The organism is Nocardia sp. NPDC059154 (assembly GCF_042755705.1).
Lineage (GTDB): Bacteria > Actinomycetota > Actinomycetes > Mycobacteriales > Mycobacteriaceae > Nocardia.
This window is the reverse complement of record NZ_JBHZCS010000015.1, coordinates 97,126-115,667: the sequence shown is the minus strand read 5'-3', so window position 1 is coordinate 115,667 and position 18,542 is coordinate 97,126. Positions and strand designations below refer to the sequence as shown.

General features: G+C 65.5%; 18 protein-coding genes. 2 read left to right on the top strand and 16 right to left on the bottom strand.

Annotated features, from left to right (window positions below; translation table 11 throughout):
• Positions 1-127: 127 nt before the first annotated feature.
• Genes ACFXN1_RS15890 through ACFXN1_RS15875 form a run of 4 tightly spaced genes read right to left on the bottom strand, consistent with a single transcriptional unit; the run spans position 128 to position 2,915 of the window.
• Entirely contained in the window at positions 128-1,390 is a 1,263-nt protein-coding gene (locus ACFXN1_RS15890; RefSeq protein ID WP_379463612.1) for a beta-ketoacyl-[acyl-carrier-protein] synthase family protein, read from the bottom strand.
• The gene (locus ACFXN1_RS15885; RefSeq protein ID WP_379463611.1) at positions 1,387-2,274 is read right to left on the bottom strand and encodes a cupin domain-containing protein; all 888 of its coding nucleotides are present in this window, start codon (positions 2,272-2,274) and stop codon (positions 1,387-1,389) included. Before ACFXN1_RS15885 ends, ACFXN1_RS15890 begins: the two co-directional genes overlap by 4 nt.
• On the bottom strand, positions 2,274-2,531 hold the full coding sequence (locus ACFXN1_RS15880; protein WP_379405785.1) for an acyl carrier protein: 258 nt from the start codon (positions 2,529-2,531) through the stop codon (positions 2,274-2,276). The genes ACFXN1_RS15885 and ACFXN1_RS15880 overlap by 1 nt, the downstream gene beginning before the upstream one ends.
• Entirely contained in the window at positions 2,532-2,915 is a 384-nt protein-coding gene (locus tag ACFXN1_RS15875) for a TcmI family type II polyketide cyclase (protein ID WP_379421341.1), read from the bottom strand.
• A gap of 191 nt (positions 2,916-3,106) precedes the next feature.
• Here ACFXN1_RS15875 and ACFXN1_RS15870 point away from each other — a divergent pair, with 191 nt between their 5' ends.
• Positions 3,107-3,391, top strand: coding sequence for a zinc-ribbon domain-containing protein (locus ACFXN1_RS15870; protein WP_379463619.1), 285 nt, complete (start codon positions 3,107-3,109; stop codon positions 3,389-3,391).
• Here the strand turns inward: ACFXN1_RS15870 and ACFXN1_RS15865 are convergent.
• The 9 genes from ACFXN1_RS15865 to ACFXN1_RS15825 form a co-directional block, all read right to left on the bottom strand.
• Positions 3,323-3,670, bottom strand: coding sequence for a hypothetical protein (locus ACFXN1_RS15865; protein ID WP_379405779.1), 348 nt, complete (start codon positions 3,668-3,670; stop codon positions 3,323-3,325). The genes ACFXN1_RS15870 and ACFXN1_RS15865 overlap by 69 nt on opposite strands.
• Positions 3,671-3,758: 88 nt before the next feature.
• Positions 3,759-4,034: a hypothetical protein gene (locus ACFXN1_RS15860; protein WP_379463610.1), complete on the bottom strand. Its 276-nt coding sequence runs from the start codon at positions 4,032-4,034 to the stop codon at positions 3,759-3,761.
• 38 nt (positions 4,035-4,072) lie between these two features.
• Positions 4,073-4,798, bottom strand: coding sequence for a class I SAM-dependent methyltransferase (locus ACFXN1_RS15855; RefSeq protein ID WP_379446679.1), 726 nt, complete (start codon positions 4,796-4,798; stop codon positions 4,073-4,075).
• 55 nt (positions 4,799-4,853) lie between these two features.
• The gene (locus ACFXN1_RS15850) at positions 4,854-5,213 is read right to left on the bottom strand and encodes an antibiotic biosynthesis monooxygenase family protein (RefSeq protein WP_379446678.1); all 360 of its coding nucleotides are present in this window, start codon (positions 5,211-5,213) and stop codon (positions 4,854-4,856) included.
• Positions 5,210-6,463, bottom strand: coding sequence for a beta-ketoacyl synthase N-terminal-like domain-containing protein (locus ACFXN1_RS15845; protein ID WP_379446677.1), 1,254 nt, complete (start codon positions 6,461-6,463; stop codon positions 5,210-5,212). Before ACFXN1_RS15845 ends, ACFXN1_RS15850 begins: the two co-directional genes overlap by 4 nt.
• Complete coding sequence (locus ACFXN1_RS15840; protein ID WP_379463609.1) at positions 6,460-6,879, bottom strand: cupin domain-containing protein; 420 nt, start codon at positions 6,877-6,879, stop codon at positions 6,460-6,462. The genes ACFXN1_RS15845 and ACFXN1_RS15840 overlap by 4 nt, the downstream gene beginning before the upstream one ends.
• 64 nt (positions 6,880-6,943) lie before the next feature.
• Entirely contained in the window at positions 6,944-7,411 is a 468-nt protein-coding gene (locus ACFXN1_RS15835) for an SRPBCC family protein (RefSeq protein WP_379463608.1), read from the bottom strand.
• The gene (locus ACFXN1_RS15830) at positions 7,411-7,668 is read right to left on the bottom strand and encodes an acyl carrier protein (RefSeq protein WP_379399042.1); all 258 of its coding nucleotides are present in this window, start codon (positions 7,666-7,668) and stop codon (positions 7,411-7,413) included. The genes ACFXN1_RS15835 and ACFXN1_RS15830 overlap by 1 nt, the downstream gene beginning before the upstream one ends.
• Positions 7,669-8,070, bottom strand: a complete 402-nt coding sequence (locus ACFXN1_RS15825; protein ID WP_379463607.1) for a TcmI family type II polyketide cyclase — start codon at positions 8,068-8,070, stop codon at positions 7,669-7,671.
• A gap of 276 nt (positions 8,071-8,346) precedes the next feature.
• On the opposite strand from ACFXN1_RS15825, the gene ACFXN1_RS15820 reads away from it, so the two are divergent.
• Positions 8,347-13,815, top strand: a complete 5,469-nt coding sequence (locus ACFXN1_RS15820) for a biotin carboxylase N-terminal domain-containing protein (RefSeq protein WP_379443365.1) — start codon at positions 8,347-8,349, stop codon at positions 13,813-13,815.
• 19 nt (positions 13,816-13,834) lie between these two features.
• On the opposite strand, the gene ACFXN1_RS15815 is transcribed toward ACFXN1_RS15820, so the two are convergent.
• From ACFXN1_RS15815 to ACFXN1_RS15805, 3 genes are all read right to left on the bottom strand, one after another.
• Positions 13,835-16,102, bottom strand: a complete 2,268-nt coding sequence (locus ACFXN1_RS15815; protein WP_379443366.1) for a serine/threonine-protein kinase — start codon at positions 16,100-16,102, stop codon at positions 13,835-13,837.
• Positions 16,103-16,259: 157 nt separating this feature from the next.
• The gene (locus tag ACFXN1_RS15810; protein ID WP_379443368.1) at positions 16,260-17,219 is read right to left on the bottom strand and encodes an amidohydrolase family protein; all 960 of its coding nucleotides are present in this window, start codon (positions 17,217-17,219) and stop codon (positions 16,260-16,262) included.
• Between the two features lie 76 nt (positions 17,220-17,295).
• Positions 17,296-18,444: an amidohydrolase family protein gene (locus ACFXN1_RS15805; RefSeq protein WP_379463606.1), complete on the bottom strand. Its 1,149-nt coding sequence runs from the start codon at positions 18,442-18,444 to the stop codon at positions 17,296-17,298.
• Between the last annotated feature and the right edge of the window lie 98 nt (positions 18,445-18,542).

Genomic DNA, 18,542 nt, shown 5'->3' with positions numbered 1-18,542 from the left:
TCTCCGGCCAATACCGGGCTGATCTTTCGGTGGGGATGAAATTCAATGAGGTTGTGTCGGTGAAACATTCACGCATCGGCCCGACGAGTGCTCGGTGTTCACCGCCGGGTGATCACCGCGCGGCGGTTCATCGCAACTCCGCCGGTCGTGTGAAGACCATCGCGGACTGGAAACCGCCGAACCCACTGCCGACCGACAGAGCCGTATCGACGGTGGCGGTGCGCGCGATGTTCGGGACGTAGTCCAGATCGCATTCGGGGTCTCGGTTACTCCAGTTGGCGGTCGGCGGGATCACCCCGGTGTCGATCGCCAATGCGCAGGCCGCCATCTCGATCGAGCCGATCGCGCCGAGCGAGTGCCCGATCATCGACTTGATCGAGCTGATCGGAACCTCGTACGCGGCGGCACCCAGCGCCTTCTTGAAGGCCGCCGTTTCATGGCGGTCGTTCTGCTTCGTGCCCGAGCCGTGAGCACTGATGTACCCGAGCGCGTCGGGGTTGAGCCGTGATTGGTTCATCGCATCCGTGATGGCCATGCTCATCTCCAGCCCGTCCGGGCGCAGTCCGGTCATGTGGAAGCCGTTGCAGCGCGAGGCATACCCGCCGATCTCGCAGTAGATGTGGGCGCCCCGAGCCAGGGCGTGGTCGAGCTTCTCCAACATCAGCACTGCCGCACCCTCCCCCAGCACGAAACCGGCGCGCGTCAGATCGAAAGGCCGCGAGGCGTGCACGGGGTCGTCATTGTCATCGGTGGTCGCGCGGATCGCGTCGAATGCCGCGACGGAGATCGGCGAGATCGGCGCGTCCGATGCGCCCGCGAGGACGAAGTCGGCGTCACCGTCTTCGATCATGTGCAGTGCGTGACCGATCGAGTCGATCCCGGACGTGCAGCCCGTCGAGACAACCGTTGCCGGACCGTGCAATTCGAAGTTTGCCGACACCTCGGCGGCCATACTGCTGGGGACGAGGGCCTGATACAGGTAGGGCTGCACGGAGCCCTCGTCGACCAGCCAATCCCGGCCACTGTCGCTCGCGATCACGTAGTCGTTCTCCAGGGTGATGGTCGCGCCGACCGCTGAGCCGAGCGACACCCCGAACATGTCGCGCGCGGCGTCGGACAGCTCCAGACCGCTGTCCTCGACCGCCTCACGGGCGGCGACGAGAGCGAACTGGGTCATCCGATCGAAGCGGCGCACCTGCCTGGGCGACAACCCGGCCGCCTGCGGATCGAAATCGCATTCCGCTGCCACCTGGGAGCGGAACCCGGTCGGATCGAAGGAACTGATCCGGCGGGTCGCTGTGCGCCCGGACGACACGCAGTCCCAGAACGACGTGCGTCCGATCCCGCCCGGAGCAACGACGCCGACCCCCGTGACGGCGACCCGGGTCATCGCGCTCTCTCCGCGGTGCCGGGGGCGGCCGCCGATAGCTCCGTGTCCACGTGACCGAGTTCGGGTCGCGGGGCGAGCGGTCCGAGATGAAAGACGATGCTCGCGGTCTCGGCCCCGGTATTGCGCACCCGGTGCCGGACACCGATCGGGACGAACAGTCCCTGCCCCGCAGACAGCGACCACTGCTCATCGTCGAGGTCGACGGTGAGGTTTCCCTGCACGCAATACAGGAACTCCTCCGAATAAGGGTGATAATGCTCGGCGATGCGCTCCCCCGGCTCGAGCGTGGCAACTCCGGTGAAACCGGATGTGCTGCCAACAGTTTTCGGGCTCAGCACGGTCCTGACTTCGCCTCCGCGGCGGCGGTCGGCGGGCAGGTCGGAAACATCGACGCGGCCCGGCCGGATGCTCGGCGTGGCGATCGCCTCGGCCGCGGCCTTGTGGCGCTTTTCGACCTTTTCCTTGATGAGCTGCATCTGGATCACGCTGTTGGTGTTGATGCGATCGGTCATCCCGGCGTCGTCGATCGGCGCACCCGGACGCATGTGAAAGTCCTGAACCCAGGTCATCCGCGTGCCCGATCCGGACTCGGCATAGTGCCAGTGGATCTGCATGTACTCGAACGGCCCGGTCTCCACCCGATGCGCGTCCACGGTCCGATTGACCGGATCAACGGTCCGCTCACTGACCCAGCTCCACACCTGCCCCGCCTCGTCCGGATGCATCGTGAGCCGGAAACGGACGGTATCGCCATCCTCCGCGAGAACATCGACGGCAGCGTATTCGGAGAACAGATCCGGCCAGACCCGCACGTCGTTGGTCGAATCCCACACCACCTCGAGGGGCGCGTCGATGACGATCGAATTCTCTGTGTGTCCCGACATCACGCGGCCTCCCCGATGAATGCGAGCTCGACGAACCGAACCACGTCACCACCGGTCATCCCGAGCAGCTGGGCAGGCAACCTGACGTCGAAATCACGTTCCACAACACTCTGAATCTCGAAGACCGCCAACGAATCCACACCGATCTCCTCCAGAGTCAGCGCGTCCGCCCTCTCCAACTCCTCCGGACCGATGTCGACCCCGACATGCTCGTCCAGGATCGCGCGCAGCGTTTCGATGGTGAACGTGTCGAACATTTACTTCTCTTCCTTCCCTCGTGTGGTGAGACCGGAACCCAGTGACGGACCGGTCTGTGGTGTCCAGCTGTAGAACATGCGAGCCCGCGCATCCTCCGGCGACAGCCAATTCGCGAGGTAGGGCGAGACGAACTCGCGCAACCGGGCACTCACCCGGGCGAACTCCGGATGCCGCGCAGCCCTGCCGATCGCGGCACCACCGGGCTCCTCGGTCTCCACCAAATGCACATACAGATCATCCAGAGCCCACAGCTCACGCCGGGTCACACCCGCAATCGCCGGCAGATCCGTCAACGAATCGGACTCAGCGAAAATCTCGCCAACGTTGAAAATAGCGTCCGGACGTACATGAGCAACGATCAGCGAACGATGTGGAATCACCATCGACCTTCTCCTACTTGAGCTTTGGTGGGGAACATGGAACCCGATATCTGTCTTTTCGGGGTACAACAAACCTACGAGTTCAGACCAGTCGGTATCCATAACCGTGCGGTTGTCCATCCGTCCGCCTGGGGTGAAGACAATCAACACCTAGGTGGCACCCGACGGTGAGGCGACAGTTGACGACTTTCACGATGCCGTTGCGCAGCACATTCAGCCGATCTCACCAATTTCGTTGCGCCGCTGACGATTCGACCATTTTCGAGGCCGCCCCAACAAAGAACAAGGACCTCAGCCCAGCTGAGGTCCTTTCCAGTAGTGGCACGAAAGCCTGGCGGCTTTGCAGGAAATGCAATTTTGAATGGGAGACGAACGTATTCCCTCGGCGATGCCCGATCCCGCAGACCAGGTCAGTGCCAGAGCACGGCCACGCACACGTTGGCGATCGCCAGCGACCCGGCCGCATGCGCCGACCATGAAATCACCTTGTCGCGCTTGGCATAGTGGCCGAGTTCGGCCAGGCCCGCCACCGAGACCCCGATCGCCAGCTTGACCACGATTTTGGACATGAGCAGATGCTTGTCCAGCGAATGGATGAAGTGGGCCATGAGGACCATCACCAGGCCCGTGACGACAAGCGCCCGTGCACCCCACAACATCCATTCGGAAACCTTCGGCCGTGCGAGGGCATAACCGCCGATGACCGCCGCCATACAGAGCAGATGGACGACGACCACCAGGTTGTAGACGAATGTCATGGCTCCACAGGCTAGACGCCCGGTGGTTCGTTCGGGGTTTGCCATGCGGTCGGGTCGTTGAGGTAGAGGCCGCACATCGCGGCGTGGGTTATTTCCGTATGGTGGCGAGACTCATCAGGGACGGGTCGAAATGCCCCACCGGCCCCTTCCCGGCGGGCACGGCACGCCCCAGGGATGTCAGATAGTCGACCAGACCGGTAGCGGCACCGCTCCAGCCGTGAGGCAGGAACCATTGCACCGCTTGGGTTTTGCCCTCGTTGTAGATCAGGCCGGCCCACTGCGCGCCGCGACCCTGGTCGTAACTGTCGGGATCGGTCGACGGAGTGGTCATCGCCGCATACACACCGGAATCGATCGTGGCCATCTCTTCGACGCCGAGCCAGCTGCCGGGAGCGGAGAACGTCAAGCTCGATGCGGATCGCGCGCGGAGAAGAGACAGACGACACCTGACTGCTGGATATGCACCTCGGCGAAACGCGACTTCAACTCGTGCGAGATCGACTCGATGCTGTCCTCGCTGTTGCCGAATACCTTTTCTCGATTCAGGTAACGCATCAGTGTGCGCGACCAGGGGGTATGCTCGCCACTTTCGCCCAGAATAGTACTTCCGAATACCCGGGCACCGGGCGCGAGATGAGGTATCACATGGTCGAAGACCACCGATTTCTGCCGGACCGAACCGGGCAAGCAGTGCAAGAGAAAGTTCATCCCGACAGAATCGAACTGTGCGGCAGGATAGAGGTTCAGTGGTTCGAAAACATTGCTCTGGCAGGTGGTGGGGTGATAGCGCTCGATGCGTCTCGCGGCGGTGTCGAGCACTACATCGTTCAGATCCAGCAATGTAATCGACGGATTCGGCGGGAGTTGACTATGGTCCAGAAACCATCCTGTTCCCGGGCCGATGTCGAGATGGCGACCGGCGATATTGGCGTCATAGTGCGCCAACATTCTTGTGCGTGGACATCGCCAGATCCAGCGACTCACCGTCCCTAATACCATCCGGTCATACACGGCCAACTCCGACCGATTATAGTGCTCGGCGCCGGCGCGAATGCGTGCGGCAGTTGGTGCCGAGATGTCTTCTTCAGATTTGTTCGATGCGACTTTCGAAATGCGCATGATGATCATTTCTCCGACCGTGTCGGGTTGATGTTTCGGTGATGATGGGGCAGCCCGGCCAGATCTACCAGGCCGTCTCGCGAGCTGTGGCGGTCGTGACTGCCACGATGGTGAACTTCAATGACCTTGCGGCGGTGAAACATTCACGCATCGGACCGACGAGCGTGCGGTGTTCCGGCGTGGCTTCCCAGTCGTAGAAGTCCTGGAGGTCTTGCCACTCGCTCGTGATCAACCATTGCTCGGGATCGGTCGCCGATTGGCAGACCTGGTCGGCGATATGCCCGGGAACGCCCTCGGCGACGACGTGCCGGATGTCCTCGTAGGCAGCGAGGAACTTGTTTTGCCGTTCCAATGGCACGGTGATCAAGAAGACGACACGACCGCGCCCGAGGCGGCTGCCGTTGGTGCTCTCGTTGTCGTTCACTGTGAGACTCCTTCGGGTCGGCGCAGAACCAGCGCACTGTTGAAGCCGTCGTATCCGCGTGCGGCGACGGCGGCGATGTCGATGGCTGCTCGCTGCGGAGCAGCGACGAAATCGAGTTCGCACCCCGGGGCCGGGTTGGGCAACGCCCCGAACGCGGGCAGAGTTCGTTCCCGCATGGACAGCACAGCGGTTGCGACGTCGAGCGCGGAGCTGCCCTGGGAAGCTCTGCCCAGCAGCCCTTTCTGACCGGTGACGGGTACCCCGTCAGGGAAGACGGTGCGGATCGCGTCGGCTTCGGACCGGTCGGCAGCCGGCACACCGACCGCGTCGGCGAACACGACATCCGTGTGCCCTGGCGCGGCCTGCGCCCGGTCCAGTGCTCGCTGCAGTGCTGCGGCAAGGTACCTCGACTGCGGCTCGACCGTCGTGTCACCCCAAGGGCGGGAGGTACGACCGTCCTGGGTGGCCGCATACCCGGCGATCTCCGCGTACACATACGGTGCGCCGCGCCGTAGCGCGTGTTGCTCTTCTTCCACCACGAAGATGGCGCCGCCCTCGGCGGGGACATATCCGGCGGCATCGGCGTCGAAGGGCAGATATGCGCGTTCGGGGTCCGTCTGCCGACTCATCCATCCGCTGCGGCGCGAGGCGGTGAGCGCGTAAGGGCACAGTGGCGCCTCGGTGCCGCCGGCCAGGACGACGTCGGCGGCGCCGCGACCGATCGCGCGCGCGGCGTATCCGAGGCTGTCCAGGCCGCCCGCCGCTTCGGCGACGAGCACGCTCGACGGACCCTTCATCTGATGCAGAATGGAGGTTTGCCCAGCGCTTGCCGCATAGAACCAGGCGATCGATTGATAGGTGCCGACGGTGTGCGTCGATCCTGACCACAGCCGCTGCATCTCCCGCTGGCCGAACTGATTTCCGCCCGTCGAGGCCGCCAGGGCCACCGACTGCCGGTACGGATCGACGGTGGACGGATCGAGCTCGGCATCGGTCAAGGCCTGTGCTGTCGCCGCCAGCGACATCCACGTCCACCGGTCGGTCTGCACGATCAGACGGCGATCCAGGTAATCCTCCGGCACGAAGTCACGGACCTCTCCGGCCAGCGTGGTCGAGTACGCGGAGGCATCGAAATGCGTGATCGGTGCGATCCGATTCTCGCCTGCCACAACGGTTTTCCAGTGTTCGCTCGCCGAGTTTCCACTCGGGGCGACGACACCGATCCCGGTGATCACTGCGCGGCGGTTCATCGCGCTCTCTGCGCGGTCGCGGCGCCATCGGTCGACGCTTCCGTGTCCACATGGCCGAGTTCGGGTCGCGGGGCGAGCGGCCCGAGATGAAAAACGATGCTCGCGGTCTCGGTCCCGGTATTGCGCACCCGGTGCCGGACACCGATCGGTACGAACAATCCCTGCCCCGTTGCCAGCGACCACTGCTCATCGTCGAGGTCGACGGTGAGGTCTCCCTGCACGCAATACAGGAACTCCTCCGAATACGGGTGATAGTGCTCGGCGATGCGCTCCCCCGGCTCCAGCGTGGCAACTCCGGTGAAACCAGACGTGCTGCCAACGGTTTTCGGACTCAGCACAGTCTTGATTTCACCGCCCCGGCGACGGTCTGCGGGCAGGTCGGCGATATCGATGCGAGCCGGCGGTAACTTCGTCATAGTCAAAATTCCTCTCGATGAGTGATGCGACATGGTGGCTTCGGGGGGCTTCTTGGTATGGCGGTCAGGCACGCGGCGGCGCGCCGACGAGATGTCCTTCGACCTTTTCCTTGATGAGCTGCATCTGGATCACGCTGTTGGTGTTGATGCGATCGGTCATCCCGGCGTCGTCGATCGGCGCACCCGGACGCATATGAAAGTCCTGAACCCAAGTCATCCGCGTACCCGACCCGGACTCGGCATAACTCCAATGGATCTGCATGTACTCGAACGGGCCGGTCTCCACCCGATGCGCGTCCACGGTCCGATTCACCCGATCAACGGTCCGCTCACTGACCCAGCTCCACACCTGCCCCGCCTCGTCCGGATGCATCGTGAGCCGGAAACGAACCGTGTCACCGTCCTCCGCGAGAACATCGACCGCGGCATACTCGGAGAACAAATCCGGCCAGGACCGAACATCATTGGTCGAATCCCACACCACCTCGAGCGGCGCATCGATCAGGATCGAATTCTCTGTATGACCCGACATCACGCGGCCTCCTTGATAAAAGCGAACTCGACGAACCGAACCACGTCACCACCGGTCATCCCGAGCAACTGGGCAGGCAACCTGACATCGAAATCACGTTCCACAACACTCTGAATCTCGAAGACCGCCAACGAATCCACACCAATCTCCTCCAGAGTCAGCGCGTCCGCCCTCTCCAACTCCTCCGGACCGATGTCGACCCCGACATGCTCGTCCAAGACCGCGCGCAACGTCTCGATGGTGAATACATCCGACATTTACTTCTCTTCCTTCCCTCGTGTAGTGAAACCCGAAGCCGATCGGTTCGGGATCTCCAGCCTCGGACCGGATTCCGGTGTCCAGCTGTAGAACATGCGAGCCCGCGCATCCTCCGGCGATTGCCAGTTCGGGAGGTAGGGCGAGACGAACTCGCGCAACCGGGCACTCACCCGGGCGAACTCCGGATGCCGCGCAGCCCTGCCGATCGCGGCACCACCGGGCTCCTCGGTCTCCACCAAATGCACATACAGATCATCCAGAGCCCACAGCTCACGCCGGGTCACACCCGCAATCGCCGGCAGATCCGTCAACGAATCGGACTCAGCGAAAATCTCGCCAACGTTGAAAATAGCGTCCGGACGTACATGAGCAACGATCAGCGAACGATGTGGAATCACCATCGACCTTCTCCTACTTGAGCTTTGGTGGGGAACATGGAACCCGATATCTGTCTTTCCGGGATACAACAAACCTACGAGTTGAGACCGGTCGGTATCCATCACCCTCGAGGCCCTCCGACTCGTCCCCAGGGTGAAGACAATCAACACCTGAGGTGATGTCCGGCGGTGGGACACTTTTTGATGACTCTCTCGGTGCCGTTGCGCGCCACACCGTCGAAGCGGTGTTAACAATGAATGCCGACGACGCGATTCGCCGACACGAGAATGGACGGAGAAATGATCCAGCGGATTGCCATAGTCAATAGAGGCGAACCAGCAGTGCGTCTGATCCGGGCTGTCCGCGAGCTCAATGCCGAGTACGACCACGGGATCCGCACCATCGCCCTGCACACCCATGCCGAGCGGCGTGCGCTGTTCGTTCGCCAGGCCGACGAGACCGTCACGCTGCGGCGCAACGGCGCCACCAATCCCTACCTCGACCACGCCGAGCTCGAGCGCGCGTTGATCGAGGCCGCGGCCGACGCGGTCTGGGTGGGCTGGGGCTTCGTGGCCGAGGACCCGGTGTTCGCCGATCTCGTCAGCAAGCTCGGCATCACCTTCATCGGTCCGTCCTCGCACGCCATGCGCCTGCTCGGCGACAAGATCGAGGCCAAACTGCTGGCCGAGAAGGTCGGGGTCCCGGTCGCGCCCTGGTCCGGTGGGCCGGTCGAGACCGGCGCCGACGCCCGCCGGCACGCACACGCGATCGGCTATCCGCTGATCGTCAAGGCCCGCTCGGGCGGCGGCGGCCGCGGCATCCGCAAGGTGTACGCCGAGGACGAACTGGATCTCGCGCTCGAGCGCACCCAGCGCGAGGCCGAACGTTCCTTCGGCGACCCCGTCGTGTTCCTGGAACGCCTGGTTACCGGCGCCCGCCACATCGAGGTCCAGGTGATCGCGGACAGCCACGGCACGGTGTGGGCGCCCGGCGTGCGGGACTGTTCCATCCAGCGCAAGAACCAGAAGGTGATCGAGGAATCCTCGTCTCCGGTGGTGACCAAGGACGAGGCCGATCACCTGCGCAAGGTGTCCGCCGACCTGGTGAAGGCGGCCGGCTACTGCGGCGCCGCCACCGTCGAATACCTCTACCAGCCCGACGAGCGGCGCTTCACCTTCCTCGAGGTGAACACCCGCCTCCAGGTCGAGCACCCGATTACGGAGACCACCACCGGCCTCGACCTGGTCAAGCTGCAGATCCACGTGGCGTCCGGTGGCACGCTCGACGGCGAATGCCCGACGGAGTTCGGCCACGCGATCGAGGCCCGGCTCAATGCCGAGGACGCCGACAACGGTTTTGCTCCGGCACCCGGCCGGCTGCAACTGCTCAGGTTCCCGCTGGGCTCGGGCCTGCGGGTGGACACCGGCATCGCCGAGGGCGACGTGATCCCGCCGGACTACGACTCGATGGTGGCCAAGGTGATCGCGTGGGGCCGCGACCGCGACGAGGCGCTCGCCCGGCTGCGCACCGGGCTGCGCGAGACCACGGTCGTCGTCGAGGGTGGCACCACCACCAAGTCGTTCCTGCTGGACCTGCTGAGCCGCCCCGAGTTGATCTCCGGCGAGGCCGATACCGGCTGGCTGGATCGGACCGGCGCGGGCACCGCGGACGGCCCGACCGCGGTCGCCGATGTCGCGCTGCTGGCCGCCGCCATCGACACCTACGACACCGAGGAAGCGCACGAGCGTGCCGCCTTCCTCTCCTCCGCACGCGGCGGCCGCCCACGGGCCAGGCACGCCATCGGGCGGACGGTGGAGCTGTCCTATCGCAACCAGCCCTACACCCTGGTGGTCGGCCAGGTGGGCCCGCGGCGCTACCAGGTGAGCGGCGATTCCGGTGATCTGGAGGTCGTCGTCGATCGGCTGGGCGCCTTCGAAAGCCGTTACGCGATCGCTCACCGCCGCCACCACGTCGTCTCGGTGGCCGGGCCGACCGGCTACCTGGTCGAGGTGGATGGCGTCGGCCATCAGATCAGTCAGGACGAGGCCGGCATTGTGCGGGCGCCCGCGCCCGCCGTCGTGGTGGCGGTTCCGGTCGCCGTCGGCGACGAGGTCGAGGCCGGCGCCACCCTGGTGGTGCTGGAATCGATGAAGATGGAGACCGCGGTCCGCGCCCCCGGTCCGGGTCGGGTCCGGGAACTCAACGCCGTGGTGAACTCGCAGGTGGATGCCGGTGCGCCGCTACTGCGGGTGGACGCCATCGATACCGGTGACGCCCTCGGGAGCGCCGCCGAGAGCCGCCGCGTGGAGTTCGCGCCGCTCGAGCAGATCCGCGGCGACGCCCGCTCCGAGGCCTTCGCGCGGCTGGACGCCCTGAGCACCCTGCTCACGGGTTACGACGTCAGCGCCGCTCGAGCCCGCACGCTGCTCGAGGAGTACAACGAGCTGCGCAACGAGCTGTCGGAGGACGACCCGGAGCTGACCGGGGCGGAACTGGCGATCCTGACCACCTTCGCCGACGTCTGCGAGCTGTCCCGCAACCGCCCGACCATCGGCGAGAGCGAGGTGGCCGACCCCGTGCACAGCCCGCGCGAGCACTTCCACTCGTTCCTGCAGTCACTCGATGTGGATGTGCAGGGATTGCCGGAGTCCTTCCGCGCCAGGCTTTCTCGTGCGTTGGGACACTACGATGTGACCTCGCTCGACCGCACGCCCGAACTGGAGGAGGCGGTCTATCGCCTGTTCCTGGCCCTGCAACGGATGGACAACCAGGTACCGGTGATCGCCGGGGAACTCGAGCGCTGGCTGGCCAATGCCGACGAGCGCACCGCGGAGGTGCCCGAGCTGAGGGAGGTGCTCGACCGTCTCATCCTGGCCACGCAGTTGCGTTACCCGCTGATCGGCGACGTAGCACGCACCCTGCGCTTCCGGGTATTCGACGAGCCGCTGATCCGCGTGGCCCGCGAGGATGTGTACGACAAGGTGCGCGGCAGCCTCGCCTACCTGGCCCGGCGGCCCGGCGCCTCCTTCTACGCGCGGCGCGTCGCGGCCATGGTCGACGCCCCGGAACCGTTGACCGGCCTACTGGGGCAATACATCTCGGATCCGAACCCACTGCTCGAGGTGATCACCCGGCAGTACTACCGGATCCACGACCTCGACGATGTGATGGCCTTCGACCGCTCGGGCCGGCACCTGGTGACCGGCACGTTCGAGCTCGCCGGGGAGCGGCTGCACCTGGTCTCCACGGTTGCCGAACATGCCGACCTGCCGGCCACGCTCGATGTCGTGGCCGACGTGGCGGGGCCGAATGTGCCGAATCTGGTTGTCGACGTGTACATTTCGTGGCCCGATGCACCGGCCGACGGGGACGAGCTGTCGGCGACGCTGCGCACCGAACTGGAAGCGCATCCGCAATCGGGCACTTGGCGGCGTATCTCGGTGGCGGTCCTGGACGGCGACACCGCCGACGTCCGGCACGTCACCTTCCGCCGCACGAAATCCGGTCTCTCCGAAGACCTCATCATCCGCGACATGCATCCGCTCACCGGGCAGCGCCTGGACCTGTGGCGGTTGAAGAACTTCAACGGCACCCGTCTGCCCGCGCCGTCCGGCATCTATCTGTATCACTCTGTCGCCAAGCACAATCCGGCCGACGAGCGGTTCATCGCACTTGCCGAGGTACGCGACTTTTCCGCCAAGCGTGACGAGAACGGCGAGATCGTGACCGTACCGGCGATCGAGCGCAAGATCGCGGCGTGCCTCGACGGCATCCGCCGGGCGCAGACGCAGCGTGAGCCGAAGCGGTTGGACCACAACCGGATTGCGCTGTTCGTCTGGCCGGTGATGGAGATCCCCAACGACCGCATCGAGGTGATCGCGCGCACCATCGCGCCACTGACCCTGGGCGCCGGACTGGAGGAGATCACCGTCATCGGCCGCCTCTCGACGGGCCCCGACGACACGATCCGTGATGTGGCGCTGCGCTTCTCGTATCATTCGAGCGACGAGATCAGTTTCGCGATCACTGAGCCGCCCACCGATCCGCTGCGCCCCCTCGACGAGTACGCCCAGCGGGTGCAGCGTGCCAGGGCTCGCGGCACCGTCTATCCGTACGAACTGATCCCGCAGCTGACCCGCGGTCTCGGCAGCTTCACCGAGCTCGACCTCGACTCGTCCGGAAAGCTGGTGCCGGTGGACCGCCCGTACGGCCGCAATACGGCCGGCGTGATCGTGGGGCAGGTGACTACGATCACCGACCGCTATCCCGAGGGCATGACCCGTATCGCCCTGTTCGGCGACCCGACCAAGGCGCTGGGAACCGTCGCCGGGAACGAATGCGCACGCGTGGTCGCCGCCATCGATCTCGCGGAAAGCCTTGGCGTGCCGGTGGAATGGTTCACCCTGTCCTCCGGTGCCACCATCTCGATGGACAGCGGCACCGAGAACATGGACTGGGTGTCGCGCGCATTGCGCCGGATCATCACCTTCACCCAGGGCGGCGGCGAGATCAACATCATCGTCGCGGGCATCAATGTCGGCGCCCAGCCGTATTGGAACGCCGAGGCGACCATGCTGGCGCACACCAAGGGCATTCTGGTGATGACTCCCGACAGCGCGATGGTGCTCACCGGCAAGCAGTCGCTGGACTACTCCGGTGGTGTCTCGGCCGAGGACAACTTCGGCATCGGCGGCTACGACCGGGTGATGGGCCCGAACGGCGAGGCGCAGTACTGGGCGCCGAACCTGACCGCCGCCTGCGACATCCTGTTCGCGCACTACGAGCACGCGTATGTCGCTCCGGGCGAACGTTTCCCGCGTCGGGCGGTCACCACCGATCCGGTCGACCGCGACGTGCGCAGCTACCCGCACGTGCACCGCTCCAGCGACTTCAGCGTCGTCGGCGACATCTTCTCCGCCGAGCAGAACCCGGAGCGCAAGAAGCCGTTCGATATCCGCACGGTGATGCGGTCGGTGGTCGACCAGGACCACACGGTGTTGGAGCGGTGGGCGGACATGGCCGGCGCCGACACCGCGGTGGTGTTCGACGCCCATCTGGCCGGCTATCCGGTGACCGTGGTGGGCTTCGAATCTCGCACGATCCAGCGCAAGGGCTGGGTCCCGGCCGACGGCCCGGACACCTGGACCTCGGGAACCCTCTTCCCGCAGTCGTCGAAGAAGACGGCCCGCGCGATCAACGCCGCCAGCGGCAACCGGCCCGTGGTGATTCTGGCGAATCTCTCCGGTTTCGACGGCTCGCCCGAATCACTGCGCAACATCCAACTGGAATACGGCGCCGAAATCGGCCGCGCGATCGTCAATTTCGACGGCCCGATCGTGTTCTGCGTGATCTCGCGCTACCACGGCGGAGCGTTCGTGGTCTTCTCCGGCGCACTCAACGACAATATGGAGGTGCTCGCGGTCGAAGGCTCGTTCGCCTCCGTGATCGGCGGCGCACCCGCGGCGGCGGTCGTGTTCTCCCGCGAGGTGAACAACCGCACCGCGGCGGACCCGGAAGTGCGCGCGCTCGAGCAGCGGATCGCCGCCGACGGCGCCGAAAGGGCCCGGCTGCGAGTCGAACTGGCCGCCCGGCAGGCCGCGGTGCGGTCGGACAAGCTGGGCGAGGTCGCCGCCGAGTTCGAGGCGATCCACACCATCGCCCGCGCCCGCGAGGTCGGTTCGGTGCACTCGATCATCCCCGCGGCGGCGCTACGCCCGCAGATCGTCGCGGCGATCGAGCGCGGCATGGCCGGCGCAGCGGCCTCCTAGCGTCCCGCGCCGGGAGTTGTCAGGCGTCCTCGATGCCCGATCGCTTCTCGACGACCCGCTCGAGGGCGCGCAGGTCGGCCTCCAGCTTTCGGAACAGCCAATAGATGGCCACGAACGCGAGCCCGGTGATCACGCACAACCACAGCACCGAATCCATGATCCGCGCACGCTCGTCCTGCCCGAGGAAGCTCAATCCGGTAACCACGGCGACCAGGGGCACCGATGCGGCGATGCCGAGGTACACCGTGCTTCTACGGCGCAGTGCGCGCAGGTGGGCGGCATCGCGAGCCGTCGTGCGGCCATGGCGCAAATAGATCGGGTACACGCAACGGACGATGTAGAACGCCTGCACGAAGAACGTGTAGGAAACCGCGAAGGCCGCACATACCAGCACGAACTCCGCCGAATGCACCAGCAGCCGCGGCGGAAGGCGGACCACCGTGCCGAGCAGGGCCACGAACACCCCCGCGCCGATCGTCCAGAACACCAGGGTGAACATCACGTCGAAGTCGGCCCAGAACAGGGTGAACGACCGGACCCGGGCCAGCAGCGCCTCGTCGTAACGTCTGCCCTTGCGCAGGCCGCGGGGCACCGCGATCAGATGCCGACAGATGTAGAACCAGCTCACGAGGGCCAGAGGCCAGGCGATCAGGTGGAAGATGTTCGTCAACCGTAAGAGCTCCGAGCGGGTGGGACCACCGGGCAAGAGCCCGCTGCCGAACTGCATGGTTTGCCCGTACAGGTAGCCCGCCGCCAGGCCGTCGGCGACCAACGCGATGAGCCACAGGATCGGGACGTAGTGAGGCGAAAGCCGTGCCCGCCAACTGTTCTCCGGTGGATAGACGAGGTCACGGGCCCGCTCGTCGAGGCACAGATCGAACTGCAGAGCCAATTCCGATCCGCTGCCGTAGCGGTGCTCGCGGTCCGGCGACAAGCAGGTCAGCAGCACCTGCCGCAGCGCGGCAGGGCAATCGGAGGGAACCTCGGACAGGAACCGCGGATCGATGGGCCGGCGGCGCAGTTCGAGCATGCGGCCCAGCGATGTCTCCGACATGCCGGCGAATTCCTCGTCGGCGAACGGGATCCGTCCGGTGAGCAGCGCCCACAGCATGACGGCCAACGCGTAGATGTCGCTGCGCGTGTCGAGGTCCCCGGCGGTCGCCGGTAGCTCCGGATGGCACGCTTCGAGCTGTTCGGGTGACATGTAGGCCAGCGATCCGCCGAAGTACGCCAGCGGGCTGGTGCCCCGGATGTGCTGGCTGAAGCTGACATTGAAGTCGGCGAGCTTGGGTATGCCGTCGGCACTCAGCAGCACGTTCGCCGGTTTGATATCGCGATGCAGCACCCCGCGTCCGGCGGCGTGCCCGAGCGCATCGGCGAGTCGACACCCCAGCCACGCGACCGTTTCCGGCCACGTCATCGCCGCGATCCGGGCCCGCACCACCGAATCGGTGGCACGAACCTCGCCCTTGTCCTCGAGAACCCCGTCGACGGCATCGAGCAGCACCCGCCCACTGCGGGCATCAACCGGGGTCGATCGCAGCCGATTCAGCACGTCGAGCAGTGTGCCGCCCGGCAGGTACTGCATGTAGAGCAGCTTGAGCTCGCCGTCGGCGATCAGTCGCTGGTCGAAGATCCGCACGATGTACTCGTGGTCCAACTGGGCCAGGGTCTCCGGCTCGGTGCCGTGGTTGTGCGAGATCTTCACCGCGACCAGCCGCTGCATCGAGCGCTGCCGCGCCAGATACACGCGAGCGAACGCACCCTCCCCGATCATCGTCAGCAGGTCGAAGTCCCCCACCCGGTCACCCGGATTGATAGCCCCCAGAGCGACCTGCGCGCTCGGGCGAGCAACCATCGTGCTGCGATAGTCGGTCGTGTCCAGCTCGACCGGAGCCCGGCCGATCTCCGTGGCTTCGGGCTCGGCAGCCCCGGCTTCGGTCGGCTCCTCACCCGCAACCGGCTGCGAGCCGCGGCGCAGGGCGTGGTATTCCTCGTAGACCAGGTCCGCAGGCAGTGGGCCGCTCCGCAGCTCGGCGTACTGCTCGCAATACTCGGCCAGGCGCTTGGGAAAGTGATGCCGAACCCAGCGATTCTCCAGGTCGACCTTGATCAGTTCCACCAGCACCGCACGCCGCTCGGCATCGGCGTCGGGCAGGTACGCCGACAAGTCGGGCGGACACCCTGACGCCGCCCACGCCTGCTCGAATCGGGCCGCGGCCGCAGCAAGCGCCGTGCGGCTCCGTTCGGCCGGATCGATGATCAGATCCTCGAAAGGCTCATGCACCACATCGGTACCCCGAGACGTGAATCCCCGAGGTGTGGCCCCACGCGACGTTCGACAACCACACCTGAATATGCGACACAGCTTCGGTGCCATCCCCTCACCGGCACCTCCAAAGCCTATCGCGCAACCATCGAGCACACACCGATGCGCGAGGCCCTCAAGCCTTCAACCGGGGGAACAACGCCTCCGCGTTGCCACGGTCGATGGCCGTGCGCAGGGAGTCGTCCAGCGGGTAGTTCTCGTATTCGTGATTGATGAAGTCGACCGCGGCGGGAGGCGCGAAGGGGAAGTCGCTGCCGTAGGTGATGTGGTCGGGTTCGGCGACCGCCAGCAGGCTCGGTAGTGCCGCGGGAGAGGCAGACAGGGCGACGTCGTAGTAGAACCGTTTCAGCACGGTCGGGTCGACGGCGGTATCTTCGGCCGGAATTGGCTGCTGCGCAGATGTTTTCGCGACGAACATCGCCAGGAGGATCCGAGAGGCGATGTAGGGGACGAATCCGCCGGCGTGGGCGAGAATGAATTTGATGCCGGGATACCGGTGCATGGCGCCGGACAGGATGAGGCTGAGCGCCGTGCGGGTGGTGTCGAGCAGGAAGTCGGCCGCGAAGCTCGGGATGCCCGGCACCGGCGCGGCCGGCAATTCACCCGGGTGAATGAAGACCACGCTCTCGCGCTCATGCAGCAGTTCCAGCAGTGGTGTGAACTCCGGGTCCCCGAGGTATCGGCCATCGTTGTTCGCCAGCAGCACGATTCCGTCGGCGTGCAAGGTGTCGAGCGCGTATTCGGCCTCGGCCAGCGCGCCGTCCACGTCCGGCAATGTCAGCGTGGCGAAGAGCCCGAACCGGTCGGGTCGCCGCCGCACGATCTCCGCGCCGTATTCGTTCACCTCACGGGCACAGGTCCGGGCTTCGGTCCTGTCTCCCAGGCAGACCCCCGGTGTGGACAGCGACAGGATGCCGGTCCGGATGCCGCGGCGATCCATGAAATCCACGGCCTCGGATTCCGACCACGATGGTAGATCGATGCCGCCGGGACGAATTCCCCTGGCGTGCAGCAAGTCCGCGTATTTCGGCGGCACGAGGTGTTGATGGGTGTCGATGCGGTTCCCGTGTCCCACGGTTCTCCTCCTTCAGGGACGATTCACGGTCGGCGAAATATTCGGCTCGCCGCGCAGTGCGAGCCGAAGCTACGGGTCACCCGTCCACTGCCTGTGCGAGCCGGGGAAGCTGTCGTAGCGGGTTGAGCCGTTCGACCTCCATACGCTGATAGGTATCGAAGATATCGCTCAGCCCCGGGGCAGGATCGTGGGTCCCCGATTGCGGGAGTGTCATGGCACTGAACGGCCAATCCGAGCCGAAGACGATGTGGTCGCGAGCGGTGACCGCGAGCACGCTCGACATGGCCGCGGCCGAGCCGCTCAGCGCCGTGTCGTAGTAGAAGTTCGAGATCTGCCCTGCGGTATCCAGCAGCGAGGGCTTCGGCCACCCCTGCGGCCACATCTGCCCCACCACGGTTTCCGAGGCCACCCCGACCCGCCAGGACAGGAAGGGCAGGGTGCCTCCGGCGTGGGCGAGTTGGAAGCGAATATTCGGGTACCGCTGGGTCACCCCGGTGAGCATCATCATGGTGGCGGCACGGGTGGTGTCGAAGGTGAATTCCTCGAGGAAATCCGGCAGCGGCAGCGCAGGTTTCGCGGTTCCGGGGATGGCCGCGGGATGGACGAAGACATACGCGCGGCGTTGTTCGAGCGCGATCATCAGCGGTTCGAAACGCGGATCGCCGAGGTAGACGCCGTCGTAGGCCGACAGCAGGATGACCCCATCCAGATGCAGGTCGTCCAAGGCGTGGATCGCCTCCTCGATGGCGGCCGGGATGTCGGGCATCGGCAGTACCGCGAACGCGCCGAAGCGGGTCGGGTCGGATTTGAAAAGCCCTGCCGCATAGGTGTTGCAGTAGCGGGCCATGTCGGCGGCTTCCTTGCCGGACAGGAACGATACGCCCGGGTCGGACACCGAAAGCGCTTGCGCCTGAATGCCGTAGTAGTCCATGAACGCGATCGCGGCTTCCGGCGACCACTCGGGCGTCGGGTAGCCACCGATGGTGAGGTGCCCGTGCTCGAGCAGTGCGGCGCGGTACTCCGGCGGCAGGATATGCGCATGCAGATCGATGCGGTAGGTGCCGGTGGGCGCGGGCTGCTGGGCGCGGGCAGGAACCGCCAGGTCGATCGGCACGGCCGCAGCGGTTGCCGCGGCGCCGAGCGTACCGGCGACAACGCCGCCCAGAACCCGGCGGCGGCTCATCGTCGCCGGCGGCTGCGGGAAGGATTCGCGCACTTCGTTCATCGCTTTCTGAATGGGGAATTGCGGGGCGGGAGGGCGAAATCGTGTCTGATGGATTTCTCAGATATGATTCGCGTACCGTTTTCGACCGGAAGTGAGAC

Coding starts and splice junctions, on each gene's coding strand:
- ACFXN1_RS15890 (WP_379463612.1), bottom strand. CDS start 1,390: ATGACCCGGGTCGCCGTCACGGGGGTCGGCGTCGTTGCTCCGGGCGGG.
- ACFXN1_RS15885 (WP_379463611.1), bottom strand. CDS start 2,274: ATGTCGGGACACACAGAGAATTCGATCGTCATCGACGCGCCCCTCGAG.
- ACFXN1_RS15880 (WP_379405785.1), bottom strand. CDS start 2,531: ATGTTCGACACGTTCACCATCGAAACGCTGCGCGCGATCCTGGACGAG.
- ACFXN1_RS15875 (WP_379421341.1), bottom strand. CDS start 2,915: ATGGTGATTCCACATCGTTCGCTGATCGTTGCTCATGTACGTCCGGAC.
- ACFXN1_RS15870 (WP_379463619.1), top strand. CDS start 3,107: ATGCCGTTGCGCAGCACATTCAGCCGATCTCACCAATTTCGTTGCGCC.
- ACFXN1_RS15865 (WP_379405779.1), bottom strand. CDS start 3,670: ATGACATTCGTCTACAACCTGGTGGTCGTCGTCCATCTGCTCTGTATG.
- ACFXN1_RS15860 (WP_379463610.1), bottom strand. CDS start 4,034: ATGGCCACGATCGATTCCGGTGTGTATGCGGCGATGACCACTCCGTCG.
- ACFXN1_RS15855 (WP_379446679.1), bottom strand. CDS start 4,798: ATGATCATCATGCGCATTTCGAAAGTCGCATCGAACAAATCTGAAGAA.
- ACFXN1_RS15845 (WP_379446677.1), bottom strand. CDS start 6,463: ATGAACCGCCGCGCAGTGATCACCGGGATCGGTGTCGTCGCCCCGAGT.
- ACFXN1_RS15840 (WP_379463609.1), bottom strand. CDS start 6,879: ATGACGAAGTTACCGCCGGCTCGCATCGATATCGCCGACCTGCCCGCA.
- ACFXN1_RS15835 (WP_379463608.1), bottom strand. CDS start 7,411: ATGTCGGGTCATACAGAGAATTCGATCCTGATCGATGCGCCGCTCGAG.
- ACFXN1_RS15830 (WP_379399042.1), bottom strand. CDS start 7,668: ATGTCGGATGTATTCACCATCGAGACGTTGCGCGCGGTCTTGGACGAG.
- ACFXN1_RS15825 (WP_379463607.1), bottom strand. CDS start 8,070: ATGGTGATTCCACATCGTTCGCTGATCGTTGCTCATGTACGTCCGGAC.
- ACFXN1_RS15820 (WP_379443365.1), top strand. CDS start 8,347: ATGATCCAGCGGATTGCCATAGTCAATAGAGGCGAACCAGCAGTGCGT.
- ACFXN1_RS15805 (WP_379463606.1), bottom strand. CDS start 18,444: ATGAACGAAGTGCGCGAATCCTTCCCGCAGCCGCCGGCGACGATGAGC.